Source organism: Alphaproteobacteria bacterium (assembly GCA_041396705.1).
GTDB lineage: Bacteria > Pseudomonadota > Alphaproteobacteria > CALKHQ01 > CALKHQ01 > CALKHQ01.
In genome coordinates this window covers 1-20,571 of record JAWKYB010000003.1, presented here as the reverse complement: position 1 = coordinate 20,571, position 20,571 = coordinate 1, and the positions used below count along the sequence as shown (strand labels likewise).

General features: G+C 70.3%; 17 protein-coding genes and 2 pseudogenes. 12 read left to right on the top strand and 7 right to left on the bottom strand.

Going from position 1 to position 20,571, the window contains the following annotated elements:
• Positions 1-506 precede the first annotated feature (506 nt).
• A complete protein-coding gene (locus tag R3F55_03425) occupies positions 507-1,103 on the bottom strand; it encodes a filamentous hemagglutinin N-terminal domain-containing protein (GenBank protein MEZ5666482.1) in 597 nt (198 codons plus the stop codon).
• 395 nt (positions 1,104-1,498) lie between these two features.
• The gene (locus tag R3F55_03420; protein MEZ5666481.1) at positions 1,499-2,731 is read right to left on the bottom strand and encodes a hypothetical protein; all 1,233 of its coding nucleotides are present in this window, start codon (positions 2,729-2,731) and stop codon (positions 1,499-1,501) included.
• Positions 2,732-2,843: 112 nt separating this feature from the next.
• Between R3F55_03420 and R3F55_03415 the strand changes: the two genes are divergently transcribed.
• Together R3F55_03415 and R3F55_03410 are read left to right on the top strand one after the other, a co-directional pair.
• A complete protein-coding gene (locus tag R3F55_03415) occupies positions 2,844-3,422 on the top strand; it encodes a phosphatase PAP2 family protein (GenBank protein ID MEZ5666480.1) in 579 nt (192 codons plus the stop codon).
• Positions 3,423-3,519: 97 nt separating this feature from the next.
• Positions 3,520-4,716: a mandelate racemase/muconate lactonizing enzyme family protein gene (locus R3F55_03410; protein ID MEZ5666479.1), complete on the top strand. Its 1,197-nt coding sequence runs from the start codon at positions 3,520-3,522 to the stop codon at positions 4,714-4,716.
• Positions 4,717-4,746: 30 nt separating this feature from the next.
• On the opposite strand, the gene R3F55_03405 is transcribed toward R3F55_03410, so the two are convergent.
• Complete coding sequence (locus R3F55_03405) at positions 4,747-5,355, bottom strand: hypothetical protein (GenBank protein MEZ5666478.1); 609 nt, start codon at positions 5,353-5,355, stop codon at positions 4,747-4,749.
• 235 nt (positions 5,356-5,590) lie between these two features.
• Between R3F55_03405 and R3F55_03400 the strand changes: the two are divergent.
• The 7 genes and pseudogenes from R3F55_03400 (at position 5,591) to R3F55_03370 (ending at position 12,808) form a co-directional block, all read left to right on the top strand.
• Positions 5,591-6,643 (top strand): annotated as a pseudogene (locus R3F55_03400) (NADH:flavin oxidoreductase/NADH oxidase).
• A gap of 611 nt (positions 6,644-7,254) precedes the next feature.
• On the top strand, positions 7,255-7,740 hold the full coding sequence (locus R3F55_03395; GenBank protein ID MEZ5666477.1) for a hypothetical protein: 486 nt from the start codon (positions 7,255-7,257) through the stop codon (positions 7,738-7,740).
• A 100-nt stretch (positions 7,741-7,840) separates the two neighbouring features.
• Positions 7,841-8,453: pseudogene (locus R3F55_03390) on the top strand (LysE family translocator).
• Positions 8,454-8,669: 216 nt separating this feature from the next.
• A complete protein-coding gene (locus tag R3F55_03385; GenBank protein ID MEZ5666476.1) occupies positions 8,670-9,098 on the top strand; it encodes a GFA family protein in 429 nt (142 codons plus the stop codon).
• A gap of 248 nt (positions 9,099-9,346) precedes the next feature.
• Positions 9,347-10,723, top strand: coding sequence for an extracellular solute-binding protein (locus tag R3F55_03380; GenBank protein ID MEZ5666475.1), 1,377 nt, complete (start codon positions 9,347-9,349; stop codon positions 10,721-10,723).
• Positions 10,724-10,897: 174 nt separating this feature from the next.
• Positions 10,898-11,809 carry a sugar ABC transporter permease gene (locus R3F55_03375; protein MEZ5666474.1) on the top strand — a complete coding sequence of 304 codons (912 nt, stop codon included), beginning with the start codon at positions 10,898-10,900 and terminating at the stop codon, positions 11,807-11,809.
• Positions 11,810-11,920: 111 nt separating this feature from the next.
• Positions 11,921-12,808 (top strand): carbohydrate ABC transporter permease, encoded by an 888-nt coding sequence (locus tag R3F55_03370; GenBank protein ID MEZ5666473.1) that lies wholly within the window; start codon positions 11,921-11,923, stop codon positions 12,806-12,808.
• Positions 12,809-12,818: 10 nt separating this feature from the next.
• Here the strand turns inward: R3F55_03370 and R3F55_03365 are convergent, their stop codons facing one another.
• Together R3F55_03365 and R3F55_03360 are read right to left on the bottom strand one after the other, a co-directional pair.
• Positions 12,819-14,117, bottom strand: a complete 1,299-nt coding sequence (locus R3F55_03365; GenBank protein ID MEZ5666472.1) for an LCCL domain-containing protein — start codon at positions 14,115-14,117, stop codon at positions 12,819-12,821.
• A gap of 133 nt (positions 14,118-14,250) precedes the next feature.
• The gene (locus tag R3F55_03360; protein MEZ5666471.1) at positions 14,251-14,874 is read right to left on the bottom strand and encodes an NAD(P)H-binding protein; all 624 of its coding nucleotides are present in this window, start codon (positions 14,872-14,874) and stop codon (positions 14,251-14,253) included.
• Positions 14,875-14,936: 62 nt separating this feature from the next.
• Here R3F55_03360 and R3F55_03355 point away from each other — a divergent pair, with 62 nt between their 5' ends.
• On the top strand, positions 14,937-15,533 hold the full coding sequence (locus R3F55_03355) for a TetR/AcrR family transcriptional regulator (GenBank protein ID MEZ5666470.1): 597 nt from the start codon (positions 14,937-14,939) through the stop codon (positions 15,531-15,533).
• Between the two features lie 83 nt (positions 15,534-15,616).
• The gene (locus R3F55_03350) at positions 15,617-16,150 is read left to right on the top strand and encodes a hypothetical protein (protein ID MEZ5666469.1); all 534 of its coding nucleotides are present in this window, start codon (positions 15,617-15,619) and stop codon (positions 16,148-16,150) included.
• Between the two features lie 68 nt (positions 16,151-16,218).
• Here R3F55_03350 and R3F55_03345 read toward each other — a convergent pair whose 3' ends face one another.
• Positions 16,219-18,513 carry a xanthine dehydrogenase family protein molybdopterin-binding subunit gene (locus R3F55_03345; protein ID MEZ5666468.1) on the bottom strand — a complete coding sequence of 765 codons (2,295 nt, stop codon included), beginning with the start codon at positions 18,511-18,513 and terminating at the stop codon, positions 16,219-16,221.
• Between the two features lie 255 nt (positions 18,514-18,768).
• Between R3F55_03345 and R3F55_03340 the strand changes: the two genes are divergently transcribed.
• Positions 18,769-20,292: an ABC transporter substrate-binding protein gene (locus tag R3F55_03340; protein ID MEZ5666467.1), complete on the top strand. Its 1,524-nt coding sequence runs from the start codon at positions 18,769-18,771 to the stop codon at positions 20,290-20,292.
• A gap of 6 nt (positions 20,293-20,298) precedes the next feature.
• Here the strand turns inward: R3F55_03340 and R3F55_03335 are convergent.
• The coding region (locus tag R3F55_03335) for an SDR family oxidoreductase (protein ID MEZ5666466.1) at positions 20,299-20,571 on the bottom strand (273 nt) is incomplete at its 5' end.

The window sequence follows — 20,571 nt, the reverse complement described above, 5'->3', positions numbered from 1 at the left end:
CGGTCGCCCTCGCCGCGGATCGGAGAGCTGTCGGCCGATGCATCTGCATCGTGAGTGGTTCGCTGCTCGGTCGTAGCGTCCCGCGTCCAGCCCGGCGATCGCGTCGAGCGGGTCGAGGGCGGCGCCGCGCGCCGCCCCGCCGACCAGCGCGGTGCCGCCGCCAGCCAGGCCAGGAGACGTCGATGTCGGCGCCGGCGTTCAGCGCCACCGCGTCGCCCAGCACGTGCACCGTGCCGCCGGCGGTGCCGGCCTGCGCACCGGAGGCGTCGAGCGTGCCCGCCACACCTGCCGCCGGCGCCGTCGCCGCCGACCGGCGCGATCTGCAGCCTGGATCAGCGCGCCTGGATCACGCCGTCCATGGTGATCGCGTTCGTCGACCAGTCCGCCACCGCCTCCGCGGTCAGGATCACCGTGCCGCCGTCGGCATAGATCTGGCCCCGAACCTTTGACCAGCGCGTCCAGCGGTTTGCCGTTCGCGTCCACTGGCGCGGCCTGCGTCGGCGCCGTCACCGCGAGAGTTGACCAGACCGTCGCCGTAGAAGTCGATCGTCGCCGCCGTGCCCGACGCCAGCACCACCGCACGGTACGCGCCTGGATGATGCCGTTGTTCGCCACCCCCGGCGCCACCAAGGCGCCAGACCCCGGTCGCCCACCGTGATCGTGCCGTCGTTGGTCACGCTGGCATCGGCAAACCGGTCGTCATACTGGTCGAACACCAGGTCGCCGGCCATGAAGTTGGTGTTGATGATGTCCAGCGTCGTCGCCGTGATCGCCGCCACGTCGATGTTCATGAAAGCCCCGAACGTGCCGGCCGGGTTGACCAGCGTGATCTGGCCGTTCGCCGTCAGCGAACCCAGGATCACCGAGGCCTCGCCCGACAGCACCCGGTTCAGCGCCGCCGCCAGCTCCGACGGCTGGATGAAGTTCACGCTCTCGTTCGCACCGACGTCGAACGACTGCCACTCGATGATCACCCGGTCGGAGTTCTGCTGGATAACGATCGAGTTCTCGCCGTAGGTGATCGTGGCCTCGCCCTCGACCACCACCCCGCCCTCGGGACCGGCCAGCGCCGGGCTCGCCAGCACCGCTCCGGCGATCGACACGGCGGTCAACGCAGAGGTTGACCAGTAGCCGTGGCGACGGCGAGAGCGGCCGCTGACGCGGGCCGCAAGATCGCGACCTTGTCGGTCGGTCGCCGCAAAGGTCCGGAAGGGACGCGTAACAGACATGGCAGCCTCCAGGCTGGGCCGTCCGGAATCTTGCTGTCCGGTACGGCGATTCATTGCCGAGCGGTTAAGGAATGGTCGGGTTTTATACCAAATTTTACCAATTTCTCTGCGGACTTTTTTGTAAACGGGCACTGCCTCGCCTGTGAAACTGGCCGGTCGGATCGCGCGCCAGAGAGCCTTGCCCGTCCGCTTTGCCCTTGCGGACGGTTGCATAGAACCGCAGTGCCGGGGCGACAGTGAGCCCCATCACAGATACGTGAAACCTTGCGTCAGCCGACGACGACGCTGTGGTGGAAGCCCAGCCGCGGGTCGGCCTGCGGGCCGATCCAGGGCACGAACTCCTGGATCGGCGGCATCGGCACCCGCAGCCGGCGCTCGGTCGAGGGATAGTCGTACAGCGTGATGTGGTTCAGCCCGCGGTTGGCGGTGAACAGCAGGTCCTGCGCACGGTTGAGCTGACAGGCATAGATCGAATCGAGCAGCGTGAAGCGGCTGACCCTGAGCGCGCCGAGGAAATGGCGGCTGTTGGTGAAGAAGTTGCCGCGGGCGAACACGTCGTAGAGCTGGGTCGCCACCTCGCGCGGGTGGGCGAGCTGGCCGGCGAAGTCCGGCCGCTCGTCGATGATGCGGAAGCGGGCGAAACTCGCCCGGTCCAGCAGCACCACCGACTGGCTGGCGCCGTTGCAGAAGATCAGCTCGCCGGACGACAACGCGACGTCGGAGTTGATGTGCGCCGGAACCTCGCGGCCGGCCGCCCAGTGGCGCAGCACCTGGCCGGTCGCCGCGTCAATCTCGAAGGCATATTCCTTCAGGAAAGCCATGCCCCATTCGTGCCAGTCGACGCCGTCCTGCGGCGCGACCCGGAACGAGATGCAATAGAACAGGTCCGCGCTCTCGTGCACGGCCAGGTGCCAGCAGGTCGCCGGCAGCGGCACCACCCGCACCGCACCGGTTTCCAGGTCGAAGATGCCGACATGGCGGGCCTCGCCGGCCGCGCCCTCGGCCGGGCTGTCCATCGAGCCGTAGCAGAGGTAGCGGCCGGACGCGCTGCGCTTCATCGCGTGCGGCAGCTTGACCCCGTGCGGGCCCAGTCGCTCGGGACTCTCCAGCCGGTCGAGTTCGAAGCGGTAGAGATGGGCGCCGATGGCGGTGACGAACGCGGTGTCCGACAGCCAGACGACATGGGTGCTGCCCTGCAGCGAGGTCGGCGTCGGCTCGAACCGCAGCGTCGAGATGCGGGCGATCTCGTCGAGCGTGCCCGCGTCGTAGAACAGCAGGTGCTGGCCGGCGTTGCCGAGGAAGCCGACCGTCGCCGCCGGGTTCACCGCCACCGCGTGGCCGGCGGCGATGCCGTCGTAATAGCGCACCTTGTAGGCGTGGTTGCCGGTCGCCGGGTCGTAGAGGAACAGGCACACCCCGGCCAGGCCCTCCAGGCCGTTGATGCCGTTGCCGTCGAGGGCGATGTGAAAGGCAAGGGGATAGCCCTTGACCCCGGTCGTCATCCTGCGCTCCTGGCCCGGTCGGACGCTTTGTGCCAACGGCCACATACCGCTATACTCGGCGGCGCGACGATACGGCAACGTCCCAGGGCGGCCCAGGCCGGAAGGAGTGCACGTGCGATCTCGCAGAGCCAACATCGCGGCGGACGCACGGCGGCAGGGCGGCGCGCCGGCGCTGGCCGCGGGGCTGGGCCGCGGCGAACTGGCGGTGGTGCGGATCGCCGCCCGCTGGGGCCGCACGGCGCCGTTGCGCCCGCTCGCCCTGCTGCTGAACCGCCTCGGCAACGGCTGGCTCTATGTCGCGCTGGCGGCCGGCCTGCTGCTCGCCGACCCGGGCCGCTTCCCCGCCGTCGCCGGCGCCGCCACCGCGGCGGCGCTGCTGGCGCACGCGGTCTATCCCTGGATCAAGCGCCAGGTGCAGCGGCCGCGGCCGTTCGAGGCCGACCCCGCGCTGACCCCGCTGCTGCCGACGCTGGACGCCTTCGCCTTTCCCAGCGGCCACTGCATGACCGTGGTTGCCGTGCTGATCCCGCTGTGCGCCGCCTATCCCGGGCTGGCGCTGCCGGCGGCACTGCTCGGCGCCGCCATCGCCTGGGCGCGCCTGGTCGCCGCCCACCACTATCCGAGCGACCTCGTCGCCGGCTTTGCGCTCGGCGCCGCCGTCGGCCTGCCGATGGGCATGCTGCTGGCCTGAGCGCGCCTCGGCGATCGCCGTTGCGCCGGGGCGGTGCCGGCCCTATCAAGCACGTCTGCCGGCCCGACCGGGCCGCCTTCCCGCGAGGCCGCCAGCCATGAAGATCGTCGACGTCAAATGCGCGCTGCTGGGCGAGCACCCGGTGGTGCGCATCGTCACCGACGAAGGCATCGACGGCTATGCCCAGGCCGAATTCTGGAAGCCCTACCTGAAGCCGCACATCCTCAGCTTCCGCGATGCGCTGATCGGCGAGGATCCGACCGACGTCGAGCGCGTGATGTTGAAGATCCGCCAGCGCGGCGGCTTCAAGCCGTGGGGCGCCGCGGTCGGCACCATCGAGATGGCGCTGTGGGACACCGCCGGGCGCGCCCACGGCCTGCCGGTCTACAAGCTGCTCGGCGGCAAGGTCCGCGACAGGGTCCGCGTCTACAACGGCGGCATCCGCTTCCCCTTCGCCGGCTATGCGCCGGAGGACTTCGCCGCCGACTGCGCGAAGATGATGGCGCTGCCCGAGGGCTTCACCATCATCAAGCAGCCGATCGGCTTCCACAGTCCGATGAAGCGCGCCCTGCCCTGGTTCCACTATGGCGACACCCAGACCACGCCGGTGCACGGCAGCCTCGACCGCGGCCTGTTGACCGAGCGCGGGCTGAAGCACGTCGTCGCCTGCGTCGAGGCGATGAAGGACGTGCTCGGCGACGCCGTCGGCCTCGCGCTCGACTGCGGGCCGGGCTGGACCGTACCGGACGCCATCCGCTTCGCCCGCGCGGTCGAGCCGCTCAACCTGATGTGGCTGGAGGACCTGATCACCGGCGACTACGTGCCGTTCGTCAACGCCGACGTCTATCGCGAGGTCACCCGCGCCACGGCGACGCCAATCCACACCGGCGAGCAGATCTACCTGCGCCAGAACTTCAAGGAGCTGATCGAGCGCCACGCGGTCAACATCGTCGGGCCCGATCCCTGCGACGTCGGCGGGCTCGCCGAGCTGAAGTGGATCGCCGAATATGCCGACCTGCACGGCATCCTGATCGCGCCGCACGGCACCGCCAACGGCCTGCTCGGGCTCGGCGCGCTGGTCAACGTGGCGGCGACCCTGCCGCACAACCTGATCGCGTTCGAGCTGCCCAACGCCAACCCGGCCTGGTGGGCCGACATCGTCGAGGGCCTGCCCGACCCGCTGGTCCGCGACGGCATGATCGAGGTGTGGGACCGCCCGGGACTGGGCGTCAGCCTGGTGCCGGAAAAGGCGCGGCGCTACCTGTCGGAAGACGACAAGGCGTTCTTCGACTGATCGCGCCGCGCGCCGGATCCGGGCCGCCGGTCAGGCGAACTGGACGTGGGAGACGGCGGGATTGTCGTCCTCGACGAAGCTGCGGCAGAACGAGCAGTGGAACCGGGTCAGCGACGGCAGCGCCTTCTTCGCCGCGGTCACCGCCGATTCCAGGCTCAGGTCGGACCGCCACCAGCGATTGCGGATGGTCAGCACGTTCATCGACTTGTAGTAGGCGAGCTGGGTCTGCGCGTTGCTGCGCTGGAATTCGCTGGCGGCGTTGGCGATGCGGTCGAGCAGCTTGGCGATCTGCGTGTCCTCGCTCTCGATCCGGCCGATGATCTTCTCGTAGGTCTCGTTCGCCTTGCTGTGGCGCCCCTGGTACTTGCTGAGAATGTAGTTGAGCGCCTTCTTGTTCTTGGCGTCGGGGATCTGCTCGACCACCTTCAGGCCTTTCAGCGCCATCAGCGCCAGGCCGGGGTCCGACAGCACGTTGCCGTGCTCGCCATAGAAGAACAGCGTGCAGCCCTTCGGCTCGAACATCGTCACGTTGCGGTCATAGCCGCCGTGGGCCGAGATCAGGCAGTCTTCCTTGTTGGTGCTCGATTTGAACAGGTAGAAATGCGATCCGATCTCGATCGCCCCGCGCGGAATCGACATGTATCCCCACTTGTCTGTTTGTATGCGGCGATTGCCAAAGACGGCGCGGATGCTTCCACTCGACGCGCCACGAAGGCAAGCGGAAAACATTACGCAACGTACAGGTGATCGGGCTTGAGCGGCCGTGCGGTCCGCGTGAGCGGGCCGTCAACGTGGGCGCCGGCCCCGGCCGGGCTTGCGGCGCCCGCCGGCTTGGCCGACAGTGCCGCCGCCGCCGATCCACCCCGGAGCCATCATGACCAGCCGCCTGTTCTCCCCGCTCACGCTGCGCGGAACCACGCTCGACAACCGCATCGTGATCGCGCCGATGTGCCAGTACTCGGCCACCGACGGCGTGGTCGGCGACTGGCACCTGATGCACCTCGGCCACCTCGCGCTCTCCGCCCCCGGCCTGCTGATCGTCGAGGCGACCGGCGTCGAGCCCGCGGGCCGGATCTCGCCGTTCTGCACCGGCCTCTACAGCGACGCCTGCGAGGCGGCCTTCGCCCGCGTTATCGGGTTCTGCCGCTCGGTGTCGCCGGCGAAGATCGGCATCCAGCTTGGCCATGCCGGCCGCAAGGGGTCGACCGATGCGCCGTGGCTGGGCGCACAGCCGGTGCCGCGCGACCGCGGCGGCTGGACCCCGTCCGCGCCGTCGCCGATCCCGTTCGCGCCGACATGGGAGACCCCGGCCGCCCTCGATGCCGCCGGCCTCGCGCGCGTGCGCGAAGCCTTTGCCGATGCCGCGCGCCGGGCGGTACGGCTGGGCCTCGACCTGGTCGAGGTCCATGCCGCCCACGGCTATCTGCTGCACCAGTTCCTGTCGCCGCTGTCCAACCGTCGCGACGACGGCTACGGCGGCGGCCTCGACGGCCGCATGCGCTTCCCGCTGGAGGTGTTCGAGGCGGTGCGCGCGGCCGTGCCGGACGACCGCCCGGTCGCGGTGCGGGTGTCGGCGACCGACTGGGTCGAAGGCGGCTGGGACCTGGAGCAGACGGTCGCGTTCTGCACCCATCTGCGCGCGCTTGGCTGCGACTTGATCCACGTCTCGTCGGGCGGCCTGTCGCAGGACCAGAAGATCCCCGTCGGCCCCGGCTACCAGACCGGCCTCGCCGCCGAGCTGCGGCGCCGGGTCGGCCTGCCGACCGTGGCGGTCGGCCTGATCACCGAGCCGGCCCAGGCCGAGACCGTCCTCGCATCCGGCCAGGCCGACCTCGTCGCCCTGGCGCGCGGCATGCTGTGGGACCCGCGCTGGCCGTGGAAGGCCGCGGTCGCCCTGGGCGAGGAGCCGGCGCTGCCGCCGCAATACGCCCGCGCCCACCCCGCCGTTGTCGGCAAGGCGCCGCCGCGGCGCTGGCCGCGGCGGCGGCGCGCCGCTCTATCGCTCCTCGGTGTCCAGCGAACGGATATAGGCGATGATGTCCTCGACCCTGTCGCTGTGCAGCACCGGGCCCAAAGTCGGCATGCTCATGTGCGGCGCATGATGCGGTTGCGGATGCCGCGGTCGGTGCGGTAGAGCGCGATGGCGGCGAAGCTCGGCGGCTCCTGCTTGAACACCAGCTCCGGCCCGATGGTGTGGCACGACCGCGCACAGCTGCTGCGACAGCTCGAATCCCGCCGCCGGGTCGCCTTCCTGCGCCGCCGCCGTCGTCGCGGCCAGCACCAGGCCTGCCGCCACCAACCCCGTCACCTTCGTCCGCATCGCGTTCCTCCCGGATGTCGATCTCTGCCGGGCCAGCGTTCGCGCCGGCGGAAGTCGCGCATTGATGCCGGTCAAGCCGCAACGGCGCAGCGCGGGCGCGGCGACCGGTCGCGCACGGCACCCGCCTTGACCCGGGTCAAGGCGCACCGCGGCGGGACGGCGATGATCGCCGGCCCATGGCGCCGCCGGGCGCCGCCCGCGCTACGAGGAGGCCGACCATGCCGATGCGGACCGCCCCTGCCCTGCTCGCCGCCTGTCTGGTCCTGCCCGCCGGTCTCGCCCTGCCCGCTTGGGCCGATGACGTGGCGCCGGTCGCGATCCCGGTCGACCCGGCGACGATCGACATCGCCGGCCAGTGGACCTACGCCACCTCCAACCATGCCGTCAGCGGCATGTGCCCGCTCGGCACGCCGATGGCCGGCACGCTGTCGATCGCCGTGGTCGACGGCGCAATCACCGTGGTGGTGGACTCCGGCGCCACCTGCAGCCCGGCCTCGATGTGCGTCTATGAAGGCCGGATCGAGCAGGGGGCCGTCGTCGTCTCCAACACGGCGGTTGTCGACGACGAAGGCGGTTCGGCCAGCAACGCCATGCAGCTGTTCTTCACGTCGCCGACGGCCGGCGCCGGCCGCGTCGCCTCGGGCTATGTCCACCCCGAGGGGTTCGAATGCCAGTGGACCCACGACATCGCACTGTCGCGCTGAACGCAGGCCGCGGCCGGCCCCGCGCGAAATGCTGCATGCCGCGCGCGGGCCGATGCGCTAGCGTGGCGGGGTACCAGCCCTGCACGGAGCGCCGGCGGCCATGAGCCTCGATTTTTTCATCCCCTCGCTGATCGTCGTGGTCTCGCCCGGCGTCGGCGTGCTCTACACGCTCGCGGCCGGACTGTCGCAGGGCGCCAGGGCCAGCGTCGTCGCCGCTTTCGGCTGCACGCTGGGCATCGTGCCGCACATGGCCGCGGCGATCACCGGCCTCGCCGCCGTGCTCCACGCCTCCGCCCTCGCCTTCGAGACGCTGAAGTACCTCGGCGTCGCCTATCTGCTCTACATGGCCTGGATGACGATCCGGCAGCACGGCGCGCTGCGGGTGGAGGAGAACATGCCGCGCCGCCCGCCGCTGCGGGTGATCGGCCAGGCGATCCTGCTGAACAGCCTGAACCCGAAGCTGTCGATCTTCTTCCTCGCCTTCCTGCCGCAGTTCATCCGCGCCGACGAGGGCGGCGCCGCTGTCGCTGATGCTGGCGATGAGCGCGGTGTTCATGGCGCTGACCTTCGTGGTGTTCGTCGGCTACGGCCTGTGTGCCGCGGCGATCCGCAGCCACGTGATCTCGCGCCCCGCGGTGATGGCCTGGATGCGCCGCGCCTTTGCCGCCGCCTTCGTCGGGCTCGGCGCCAAGCTGGCGCTGACCGACCGCTAGCCGCCGCGCCCAGCGCCGGACCGACGGCCGTCACGGCGCGTGTCGGCCGTCACAGCGCGCGCGGTCGATCCAGGCTTCGTGATTGGACAGTCGAGGCCGGGCGGACGAAGTCTCGGCGCCTCGCCCGGGCGACCGGCTCATTGGGGGGCTCTGGAGCCTGGCGAGCTTTTGCGGCGCGGCAGGACCGAGCGTTCGCGCGCCAGGGAATCCGAGAAAATGAGCGACGTCTACAAGGGCACCTGCTTCTGTGGGGCGGTCGAGGTCGAGGTGCGCGGCGCGCCGAAGGCGACCGGATACTGCCACTGCGCCGACTGCCAGGCGTGGTCGGCGGCGCCGATCAACGCGTTCAGCCTGTGGTCGCCGACGGACGTGCGTATCACGCGCGGCAAGGGCAGCGTCGGTACCTACAACAAGACCGACAGGTCCTATCGCAAGTTCTGCACGACCTGCGGCGGTCACCTGCTGACCGATCATCCGGGCATGGGGCTGGTCGACGTCTATGCCAATATCCTGCAGGGCTTCGAGCACCGCCCTGCTGTGCACGTCAACTACGCCAGCAAGATGGTGTCGGTGAAGGACGGCCTGCCGAAGTTCAAGGACTTCCCGGCCGAATTCGGCGGTTCGGGCGAAACCCTGCCCGACTGACCCGCGCGGCACCGCGGTCGGGGATCGGCCTTGGCCGCGGCGCCGTAGCTGCACGTCCAGCTTTCTGGTTGCGGCGCAGCGAAGTTGCTGAGAAGATTTCGACCATTGCGTGACGCGGACCCGAGAACAGCGCGGACGCCAGCACGCAAATGCATGCCGATCGGGGAGGGCCGCATGAACCGTGAGGACGCGGGTCCGCGGCGGCTTCCGGCGGAACGAAACGAACGAGCCTGGAGGAGGGCACACCGATGACCTTACGCAAGGAGCAGGAACTCCTGCTGCAGCAGGTAGCACGCAAGCAATTGCTGCTGGGACAGATCGACCGGCGCCAGTTCCTGAGCCGCACGCTCACCACCGGTCTTGGCATGGCCGGCATCGGCGTCGCCTCCAAATTCGGCATCAATGCCGCCCGCGCGCAGGATCGCCCGCTGACCCCGACGTTCTACCAGTGGATCGAGGACCTGCATCCGTCGATTCCGCAGGTCAACGCCCAGTTCCCGGGCATCAACTACCAGATCGCCCCGGTCGAGGGTTTCGGCATCGAGCGCTTTGTCGCCGAGGCGCAGGCCGGCGAGAGCACCTGGGACGTCTATGTCGGCCAGACCCCGTTCGTCGAGATGACGGCGATGAAGGACGCCGGCGTGATCGAGCCGTGGGACGACTACATCCCGCAGGACGTGCTTGACGACATCATCCCGTCGATCCGTGAGGAGTGCACCATCGACGGCAAGCTCTATGGCTGGCCGTTCCTGCTCGACGTCATCGGCATGGGCTGGCATTCCGGCCTGACCACCGAGGCCGGCCTGGCCGACGCCCCGCCGGCGACCTGGGACGAGTATCTCGCCAATTCCAAGGCTGTGGTCGAGTCCGGCGCCGCGCCGTTCGGCTGCACCTTCGACGCCCATGGCTGGCGTTCGCTGGCGCCCTACACGCACAGCATGAGCACCGCGGTCTACAACGAGGCCGGCCTGTTCGAGTTCACCAGCGACGCCGCCGTCGAGGCGCTGAAGCTGATGAAGGAGATGATGGCGCTGTCGCACCCGGACATCCTGCTGGCCGGCGCCTCCGACGGCGGCGTCAACGGCACGCCGGACGAGGTCGCCTTCGCGGCCCAGCGCGTCGGCTACTACACCAAGTACTTCAACGCGCCGCTGCGCATGGCCCAGTACTGGGACGATCCGACCGCCCTGCACATGGGCGCGCTGCCCAAGTTCGCCAACGGCGAGGGCTCGACGGTGTTCTGGACCACCGGCTGCGCACTGTTCAAGCACGGCAAGAACAAGGAAAAGGTCGCCGAGTACATCAAGGCGCTGACCTACGACCGGCAGATCTGGCAGGACTCGATCGCCGGCACCGAGACCGGCCACCCCGGCCAGCTGCCGCCGTACAAGTCGATCTACGCCGAGTGGGACGCGAACCCGCCGGAGTGGATGCTGCCGTTCGTCGGCCTGGTCCGCGGCCAGCTCGACGTCGCCAAGGCGATCGTCAACCACAAGTTCGGGCTGCAGCAGTTCGTCATCGGCCAGCCGCATTGGGAGACCTACCTGACCGGCGAGGTCGACGATCCCAAGGTCGCGCTGCAGGCCGCGCAGGACGCGGTCATGGCCGAGGTCAACCGCGGCTGATCCGTTCGCTCAGCGGGGCGGGCCGGCCACGGCCCGCCCCGGCCTACCAGAACTTTCCGCGGCACGCCGACCGGCGCGTGTCTGGCCCCTGTCTTGCACTGCACGGGACATGACGCCTTCCCACAAAACCAGGCCTGACGGCCCGCGCGGCTCCGAGGTGGACTGATGGTGGCGATGACGCATGGGCAAGGCGTCGCGCGACCGCGCGGTCTGTTCGGCCTCACCGGCAACACCTGGGTGTTCCTGGCGCCGGCGCTGATCTTCTTCGTCTGGTACCAGGTCTATCCGATCATCCGGGTGGTCTGGATCAGCTTCACCGACTTCGAGTTCCTGTCCGGCGAGCCCGGCGACTGGGTCGGCGTCGACAACTACGGCGAGGCGCTGGGCGATCCCTTGATGTGGGAGAGCCTGTGGCGCGCCGCCTGGTTCACCATCATGTTCCTGCCGGGCACGATCATCTTCCCGCTGCTGCTGGCGATCCTGGTCGACCGCGTGCGGCAGAACCGGCTGGCCACGCTCTATCGCGTGATCCTGCTGATCCCGGCGGTGATCCCGTCCACGCTGATCTTCGTGCTGTGGAAGTGGATGTACAACTACCAGGTCGGGCCCATCAACCTGATCGTCGAGACCTTCGGCGGCACGCCGCAGATGTGGATGGGCGGCACGCCGCTGACGCTGCCGGCGATCGCGATCATGGAGGTCTGGTGGGGGCTCGGCTATCACACCATCTTCTTCCTGGCCGGGCTGGCGGCGATCCCGAAGGAGCTGCCGGAGGCGGCCCGGCTGGACGGCGCCAACGAGTGGAAGATCTTCTGGCACGTCACCCTGCCCCGGCTGCAGCCGATCATGATGATCCTGGTCGTGCTCCGCTTCGGCACAGCGATGGCGGTGATCGACGAGTATCTGATCTTCGGCGGCTTCAACACCGCGCACCCGACCTATACCTGGACCATGTTCATGTACCACCAGGCGTTCCAGCTCGGCGAATGGCGCCAGGGCTTCGCCGCGGCCATCGGCATGATCGGCGCGGTCGGGATGATGATCGTCGTCTCCGGCCTGCTCTGGGTGTTCAGGCCGAAGGGATAGGGCGATGATCATGCGGACTGCCTCTTCCTCGCCGTCATCGCGCGCCGCCGGCCGGCGGCGCGGCAAACCGTGCGCGTGCGTACGGCCGGCGCCGGTCGGGGCGGCACGCGCATGAGCACGCAGGCACTCTCCCAGCCCCGGACCATCGTCGTCCCGCGCGATTCCTGGCTGAACCGCAACAAGGGCGCGCTGCTGCGCCATGGCGTGATCATCTTCTTCTGCCTGATCATCCTGCTGCCGCTGGCCTGGGTGCTGCTGATGTCGGTGAAGTCGCTGCCGGCGTCGATGCGGCCGCAGATCTGGCCCGACAGCTTCGACTTCGGCCACTACGCCTACGTGTTCGAGAAGATCGACACGCTGCCGCACAACATGTGGAACTCGATCTACGTCACCGCCGGCACGGTGGTGTTCACCACGCTGTTCGCGGTGATGGCCGGCTATGCGCTGGTCCACCTCAGGTCGCGCGGCAAGACCATCATCGTGATGACGCTGCTGATGTCGCTGTACTTCCCGACCCGCGTCGTCTCGATCATCTCGGTCTACGAGATCCAGAACTTCCTCGACCTGATCAACAGCACCGCCGGCCTGATCCTGCCCTACATCACGCTGAACCTGGCAATCAGCGTTCTGATCATGCGCTCGGTGTTCCAGCTGATCCCGCACGAGATGTTCGAGGCGGCCAAGATCGACGGCGCCGGCCCGTGGAAGAGCCTGTGGATGGTCGGCCTGCCGATGGTGCGCAACGGCCTGGTGGTGGTGTTCATCGTCAACTTCGTCACCGCCTGGGGCGAGTTCCTGCTCTGCCTGACGCTGACCAACGACCAGGCGGCCCGCACCATGCCGGTGGTCATCGCCCAGGCCGCCGGCGGGCTGGGCCAGTGGGCGTGGCCGCGGCTGGCCGCGGTCTATGTCATCGTGGTTCTGCCGGGCATCATCGCCTTCATCTTCGCCCAGAAGCTGTTCTTCAAGGGCCTGGCCGAAGGCGTGGTCAAGGGCTGAGCCGCCGCCGTTACCGCACCACCCAGTAGAGCTCGTACACGCCGCCGCGGTCGGTGTGCGTGGTCTTGAAGTGATAGCTGATCGGGCCCGAACGCTGCATCGGCTGGGCGGCCGGATCCCCGACCCGGGTCAGGTCGACATCGGTCGCGCTGTGCCCCAGCGGAGTCGCCACCTCGCGCATCCGCTCCTGTACCGCGCTGGCCGCGGCGTCGCCGGCCAGCGCCGCACCGGCGCCGGCAACCGCGCCGGCGCCGCCGGTGCCGATCGCGATCAGCGCGCCGCCGACCGCCGACGTCGCCCGGATCAGGCCGCCGACGATCTCGGGCAGCACCGGGTCGTACTTGTAGAGCAGCGCATGCAGGTCGACGTCCTGGGTCAGCCCCTGCCAGACGACAACGTCGGCCTGCCTGTACGCACCGGCGACCATGCCCTGGTAGTAGTCGTCGTCGCGCGGCAGCGTGTGCGGCTCACGAATGGTGCCGTCGGCCTCGACCACGAAGGCGACCGCGAGTACCGCATCCTCCTGTTCCAGGAAGAACGGCTGCGCCCGCTGCACGCACTGCATGCCGACGAAGTGGATCGCGTAGTTGCGCAACTCGGGTGCGGCCGGCGCCACGCAGCCCGGCCCCGACACGGCGGGGAAGTAGATGCTGCCGCTCCAGGCGCCATAGTCGGCGCTGACCATCCCGTTGTTGTCGCTGCCGACATAGCCGTCGCAGCCGTCGAACGTGGCCACCCGCACCGGCCCGCCGCCGGCCCCGACCGCGCCGGCGTGGCGCGCGGCGGCGCACAGCGCGGAATCGTCGGTATAGGTCCACGTCCCCCACACCGAGCCGGCGGCATCGGCCGGACACTGGCAGTCGAGCACCGTTCCCGCGCTCATGCCGCTGAGACTTGCCGGGCAGTCCCGCAACGCCGCCGCGAAGCTCTGTGCACAGCCGGGCCCGGAGATGTCGGGGAAGTAGAAGCTGCCGCTCCACGGGCCGTAGTCCCGCGTCGTCACACCGTTGCGGCTGCTGCCCGCATAGGACTCGCATCCGGCCGTGCCGGAAACCGTAACCGCCGCCTGGCCGAACAGCAGCATGTCGCTGTCGGGGCCGATCGCGCCGGCATGGGCGGCCGCGGCGCAGATCGCGGAATCGTCGGTGTAGGTCGCGGTACCCCACACGTCGCCCGCCGCCGGTGTCGTCGGGCAGGTGCAGCGGAGGCTGTCGCCGGCGCCGAGGCCGCTGAACGTGTCCGGGCAGGCCTGCACCTGGGCGAGCTGCACCGGCTGTTGCGCCGTGGCCGGTGCAGCTAGCAGCGCCAACGCCAGCCATGCCATGCCCGCCCACGCGGACCGCATCCGCAACCGCATCGGCCGCCTCCCCTTATCGCTCTCGCCCTGATGTCCGGCGCGCACCGTGGCACGGTGGCGCCAGGGGCACAACCCGGCGGAGCGGTCAGCAGGACAGGGCAGCCGCGCGATGCAGATAGGTCCGGTCGGCCAGCTGGCGCAGCATGAATCCGGCCACGTCGGCACGCGGGATCTTCAAGCTCAGTCCCTGCACGTCGGGCGCGAAACCGTGGCGGTAGCGGCCGTCGGCCGGCGCGTCGGTAAAGGCGCTGGGCCGCACGATGGTCCAGTCCAGCCGGCTGGCGCGCACATGCGCCTCCTGCGCCTCGTGATCGGCCAGCGCCTTGCGCAGCAGCAGCCCGAACATCAGCGTGCGCCACAGGAAGTTCAGGTTGCCGCGGCTGTCGCCCGCGCCCAGGGTCGACTGGCAGATCAGCCGGCGCACGCCCTGCCGCTCCATCGCCGCGACGATGTTGCGGGTGCCGGCGGCGCGCACGCCACCCTTGCGGCCGGCCCCGAGCGTGACCAGCACGGCGTCGTGGCCGCGGACGGCGGCATCGACCGCTGCCGCGTCGCGCGCGTCGCCGGCGACGAGGCTGAGCGCCGGATGGCGCTGCGCCAGCGCCTCGGGCCGGCGGGCGTAGGCGGTGACGCTGTGTCCCTGTTCCAGCGCCTTGGCGACGATCAGCCTGCCGATGGTTCCGGTTGCGCCGAACACGATCAGTTTCATGATGACCTCCTGCTTGTCACCGTGTAAATTTACATCATGACAAGTAGGAGCGCGTTTACACGATGTCAAGTGGCGAGTCCGACACCCGCACCCGCATCCTCGAAGCCTGCCGGGCGCTGCTGGAGTCCGGCGACAACGGTGTGCGCATGGCCGACATCGCCCGGCGTGCCGGGGTCAGCCGGCAGGCGGTCTACCTGCACTTCCCCAGCCGGGCCGACCTGCTGGTCGCCACCACCCGTCACATCGACGCGATCAACGACGTGGATGCGCGGCTGGCGGCCAGCCGCAGCGCCCGCACCGGCAGCGAGCGGCTCGACGCCTTCATCGAGGCGTGGGGCAACTACATCCCGGTGATTTTCGGCGTCGCCAGGGCGCTGATCGCAATGCAGGACAGCGACGGCGCGGCGGCGGCGGCGTGGCACGACCGGCTGCAGGCCGTGCGCCAGGGCTGCAAGGCGGCGGTCGACGCGCTGGCCCGCGACGGCACCCTGGCCCCCGGCTTCACGCCGACCCAGGCCACCGACATCCTGTGGACGCTGCTGTCGGTACAGAACTGGCGGCAGTGGACGGCGGTGTGCGGCTGGCCGCAGCAGGCCTACATCCGCAACGTCACCGCGATCGCGCGCCGCGTGCTGGTGGCCGAGGCCGGCGCGCGATGACGGGGCGCGACCGCAGCGCCCATGTTTTCGCCACGACGCCGTGCGACGCTGCGCGCCGGGATCAACGAGTGCGAGACAAACCGATGCGTGGCTTGCGCATGGCCGAACTGCTGACCGCCGCCGCGCTGTCCTGCGCCGCGGCCCTGCCGGCTGCCGCCGACGAACCGCTGCCGATGCCGGAAACCCACAGCGTCTGCGCCGCCGGCGGCGCCTATTGCGCGGTCGCCGACGTGATCGCCGAGGAGACGCGGGTGATGGCCGGCGACACGGTGCTGTGGACGGTCCCCGGCTGGCACCGCGACATCCACCTGTCCGCCGACGGCGCCGATCTGGTGATCGGCTACGACGGGCTGGACCTGCTGGTCGACACCGACAAGCGGCCCGAGACGGTGATGCTGTCGTTCTGGCACCAGGGCGCGCCGGTCCGCGACGTCACGTTGTCGGAGATCGTCGCCGATCTCGACAACCTGCAGGGCACGGTCTCGCACTATCTCTGGGGCTACATCCGCGGCTTCGACCCGGCCGGCCTGCTGGTGGTGCAGACCATCGAGAGCCGGATGCTGACGTTCGATCCCGCCACCGGCACGATCGTGGCAAATGTCGAAAGGCCCTACTGACTGTTCTTGCGAATTCAAAAGAGAATTTCCGTTTAGTGCATTGATATTGCTTAGCTAGTATAAGTCAGTTACCCGCCGTTCAGCGCCCGCCACACCTTCTCCGCCGTCACCGGCATGTCGATATGGGCAACGCCGATGGCGTCGCAGACAGCGGCGACGACGGCCGGCGGCGCGCCGGCGGTGCCGGTCTCGCCGACGCCCTTGAAGCCCTGCGGGTTGGACGGGGCGGGCGTGGGCCGTTTGGCCAGCGCGAACGACGGCAGGTCTGCGGCGCGCGGCAGCGCATAGTCGAGCAGGCTGCCGGTCTGCGGCTGGCCTGAGACGGGATCGTAGCGCTCGTGCTCCATCAGCGCCTGACCGATGCCCTGGGCGACGGCGCCGTGCACCTGGCCGTCGGCGCGGGCCGGGTCGAGGATGCGGCCGATGTCGTCGACGCAGGTGAAACGGTCAATGGCGACATGGCCGGTGTCCGGGTCGACCTCGACCTCGCAGACATAGACGCCGTTGGGGAAGGTGCGGTGGTCGCCGGCAAAACCGGCTTCGCCGCTGCAGCTTTCCTCCGGCGCACCGGCCGCAACCTCCTCCAGCCGCAAAGACAGATCGGTGCCGGCGACGCGGAAACGGCCGGCGGCATAGGCGACGTCGGCGGCCGCGACCTCGAGCCGGTCGGCCGCCAGTGCCCGCGCCGTCTCGATCAGCACGCCGGCGGCGGCCGCGGCGGCACGCCCGGCGACGATCAGGCTGCCGGAACCGCCGGTGCCGCCGCCCTGCGGCAGCAGGTCGGAATCGCCCTGCAGCACGGCGATGCGCGCCGCATCCACATCCAGCGCCTCCGCCACGATCTCGGCCAGCATGGCGGCGTGGCCCTGCCCGCCCGACTGCACGCCGGTGGCGACCGTGATGCGGCCGTCGGCCCGCACGGTGACGCGCGAGAGCTCGTTGGTGCCGCCGCCTGTGCCGTGGATGTAGACTGCGAGCCCGCGCCCGCGACGCAGGCCCCGCGCCGCCGACTCACGCCGGCGGCCGTCGAAGCCCGCCCAGTCGGCCACCTCCAGCGCGCGGTCGAGCGCGCCGCGGAAATCGCCGGAATCGATGGCGTAGCCGGTCGGTAGCCGCCAAGGAAAATCGGCCGGCGCCAGCATGTTGCGGCGCCGCAGGTCGAGCGGATCGACGCCGGTCTCTTGCGCGGCGACATCGACCGCGCGCTCGACGGCGTAGATCGCCTCCGGCACCCCGGCGCCGCGGTAGGCGTCCACCGGCGGCGTGTTGGTCAGCACGCAGCGCACCCGCAGGTGCAGCGCCGGGATGCGATAGACGCCGCCCATCACCCGGCCGAAGACCTTGGTGGCGATATTCGGTGCCATCGTCGACAGATAGGCGCCCATGTTGGCCAGCGAATCGACCGACAGGGCCAGCATGCGCCCGGCCTCGTCCAAGGCCAGCGCGACCTCGGTGACATGGTCGCGGCCGGCGGTGTCGCAGACGAATCCCTCGGTGCGCTCGGCCAGCCAGCGCACCGGGCGCCCGGTGCGGGCGGCGGCCAGCAGCACCAGCGCGTGTTCCGGGAAGCCCATGCCCTTCAGCCCGAAGGCGCCGCCGACATCGTCGGTGATCACGCGGACCGCCTCCGCCGGCACGCCGAGGATGCCCGCGGCGATGCGGCGGATGCGGTGCACGCCCTGGGTCGGCGCGTGCAGCGCATAGCGGCCGCTGCCGCTGTCATAGGCGCCGAGGGCGCCGCGCGCCTCCATCGGCACCATTGCGACGCGGTTGTTGACCAGCCGCAGCCGGGTGACGTGCGCCGCGCCGGCAAAGGCGGCGGCGACTGCCTCGGCGTCGCCCGCCCGCCAGTCGAGCGCAACGTTGTCCGCGATGTCCGGCCACAGCAGCGGCGCGCCGGGGGCGACGGCGTCGGCCGGCGTCGCCGCCACGCCGAGCGGCTCGATGTCCAGCGCGATCGCCGCCGCGCCGTCGCGCGCCTGCTCGACCGTGTCCGCCACCACCATCGCCACCGCCTCGCCGACATGGCGCACCCGGTCGACGGCCAGCACGGTCTTGGCCGGTACCTGCAGGCGGTAGGGCAGGAAGCCGGCCGGCTCGCCCAGGCACGGCATCGCGCCGAGCCCGGCGGCCCGGATCTCGGCCCCGGCGATCACGTCGCGCACGCCGGGCATCGCGCGGGCCGCACCGGCATCGAGCCGGACGATGCGGCCGTGCGCGACCGGGCTGCGCAGGACGACGGCATGGCCCAGGCCCGGCATGGTCAGGTCGCCGAGATAGCGCCCGCGGCCGGTGAGGAAGCGGACGTCGTCGCCCTGGCGGTCGGCGGGCAGCTCGGCGTTTCCGGGCGTCACGTCTGGCACGGGCATGGACTCGCGGCGGTTGGGCGGGGTCGGTCCAGCACAGGACAATTCGCGCCGCGGGTCGACCGAAAAATCCCGCCGCCGCGCCCCCGCCGGCCAAGCGCCGGCCGGCGGCGCGCCGCGATATTGCGTTGACTTGCACCGCCCGGTTCGGCCGAATGCCGGCCGCGGCCGGCAGCAGCCGGACCGGCCAGGAGCAGCGACGTGGCAAAGACCTTTCCGGCCCTGCGTATTGCCGGCGCCATCCTCGGCGCAGTGCTTGCGGCGGCGACCGCCGCGCGGGCGGTCACGCCGGACGACGTGCTGGTGGTCGGCCAGATCGCCGAGCCGCGCTCGCTCGACCCCAGCGCGGTGACGTCGCTGAACGACTTCCGCATCCTGGTCAACATGTATGACGGCCTGGTCCGCTATCGCCCCGGCACGCTGGAGGTCGAGCCGGCGCTGGCCGAGAGCTGGGAGATCGCCGACGACGGCATGACCTACCTTTTCCACCTGCGCCCCGACGTGACGTTCCATGACGGCACGCCGTTCGATGCCGACGCGGTCGCCTTCACCTTCGAGCGCATGCTGGACCCCGGCCACCCCTATCACGACACCGGCCCGTTCCCGCTGTCGTTCTTCTTCAGCGTGGTGCAGGACGTGGACGCGGTCGACCCGCTGACGGTCGCCTTCCACCTGCGCACGCCCTATGCGCCGCTGCTGTCGAACCTGGCCTATCCGACCGGCCTGATCGTCTCGCCGGCCGCCGTGAAGGCCTATGGCGCGGATTTCGCCAGCCATCCGTCCGGCACCGGGCCGTTCCGCTTCGACCGCCGCACCGAGACCGGCGAGATCGCCCTGGTCGCCAACCCCGGCTACTGGGACGGTCCGCCTGCCCTCGCCGGCCTGCTGTTCCGGCCGATCGCCGATGCACAGGCGCGCGCCGACGCGCTGGCCGCCGGCACCATCGACCTGATGGTCGAGGTGCCGCCGGACCGCATCGACGCCTTCGACGCCGATCCGTCCTTCGCCGTCTATCGCCAGACCGGCCCGCACCTGTGGTTCCTGATCCTGAACCTGCGCGAGCCGCCGTTCGACGACGTGCGCATGCGCCGCGCGGTCAACTACGCCATCGACAAGCAGGCGATCGTCAGCGACGTGCTGCGCGGCACCGCCACCGTGGCCGACGGCCCGATCCCGCCGGCCTTCGCCTGGGCCCACGATCCCGCCGTCGGCCCCTATGCCTACGACCCGGCGAAGGCGCGCGCGCTGATCGCCGAGGCCGGCCACGGCGACGGCGTCGAGGTGCGGTTCCTGGTCACCGACGGCGGCTCCGGCATGCTCGACCCTGTGGCGATGGCCGACGCGATCGGCCGCGACCTCGCCGCGGTCGGCATCACCGTGGTGACCGAGACCTACGACTGGAACAGCTATCTGGGGCTGGTCAACCCGGGCCTGGCGGGCAAGGGCAACATGGCCGAGATGGCCTGGATGGTGAACGACCCGGACACGCTGCCGTTCCTGGCCCTGCGCACCGAGGCGTTTCCCGCGGCCGGCGGCTTCAACTCGGGCTACTACACCAATCCCGAGGTCGACCGCCTGCTCGCCCGCGCCCGCACCACCGCCGACCAGGACACCCGCGCCGCGCTGTATCGCGAGGTGCAGCGGATCGTGCACGAGGATGCGCCCTGGGTGTTCGTCGCCAACTGGCAGCAGAACGCGGTCGCCTCGGCGCGGGTGCAGGGCCTGCGGCTGGAGCCGTCGTTCTTCCTGCTGCTGGCGCGGGTCGGCAAGGACTGAGCGCCGCTACCAGAGTGTATAGCCGCCGTCGATGACGAAGGCGGCGCCGGTGACGTAGCTGGACGCCGGCGAAGCCAGGAACAGGGCCAGCGGCCCGATCTCCGGCGGCTCGCCGGCCCGGCCCATCGGGACGGTGTCGACCATCGCCTGGATCATCGCCGGGTTCTTCTCCGCCCAGGCGCGGTTCGGCGCGGTCATGAAGATGCCGGGGCAGATCGCGTTGACGTTGACCCCGCGCGGCGCCCAGTCCGCCGCGATGGCGCGGGTGAAATGGATGAC

Excerpts from the sequence above, each read along its gene's own strand:
- R3F55_03385 (MEZ5666476.1), top strand. The coding sequence starts at position 8,670 with ATGAGCGACGTCTACAAGGGCACCTGCTTCTGTGGGGCGGTCGAGGTC.
- R3F55_03395 (MEZ5666477.1), top strand. The coding sequence starts at position 7,255 with ATGCCGATGCGGACCGCCCCTGCCCTGCTCGCCGCCTGTCTGGTCCTG.
- R3F55_03380 (MEZ5666475.1), top strand. The coding sequence starts at position 9,347 with ATGACCTTACGCAAGGAGCAGGAACTCCTGCTGCAGCAGGTAGCACGC.
- R3F55_03370 (MEZ5666473.1), top strand. The coding sequence starts at position 11,921 with ATGAGCACGCAGGCACTCTCCCAGCCCCGGACCATCGTCGTCCCGCGC.
- R3F55_03420 (MEZ5666481.1), bottom strand. The coding sequence starts at position 2,731 with ATGACGACCGGGGTCAAGGGCTATCCCCTTGCCTTTCACATCGCCCTC.
- R3F55_03375 (MEZ5666474.1), top strand. The coding sequence starts at position 10,898 with ATGACGCATGGGCAAGGCGTCGCGCGACCGCGCGGTCTGTTCGGCCTC.
- R3F55_03405 (MEZ5666478.1), bottom strand. The coding sequence starts at position 5,355 with ATGTCGATTCCGCGCGGGGCGATCGAGATCGGATCGCATTTCTACCTG.
- R3F55_03350 (MEZ5666469.1), top strand. The coding sequence starts at position 15,617 with ATGCGTGGCTTGCGCATGGCCGAACTGCTGACCGCCGCCGCGCTGTCC.
- R3F55_03360 (MEZ5666471.1), bottom strand. The coding sequence starts at position 14,874 with ATGAAACTGATCGTGTTCGGCGCAACCGGAACCATCGGCAGGCTGATC.
- R3F55_03355 (MEZ5666470.1), top strand. The coding sequence starts at position 14,937 with ATGTCAAGTGGCGAGTCCGACACCCGCACCCGCATCCTCGAAGCCTGC.
- R3F55_03410 (MEZ5666479.1), top strand. The coding sequence starts at position 3,520 with ATGAAGATCGTCGACGTCAAATGCGCGCTGCTGGGCGAGCACCCGGTG.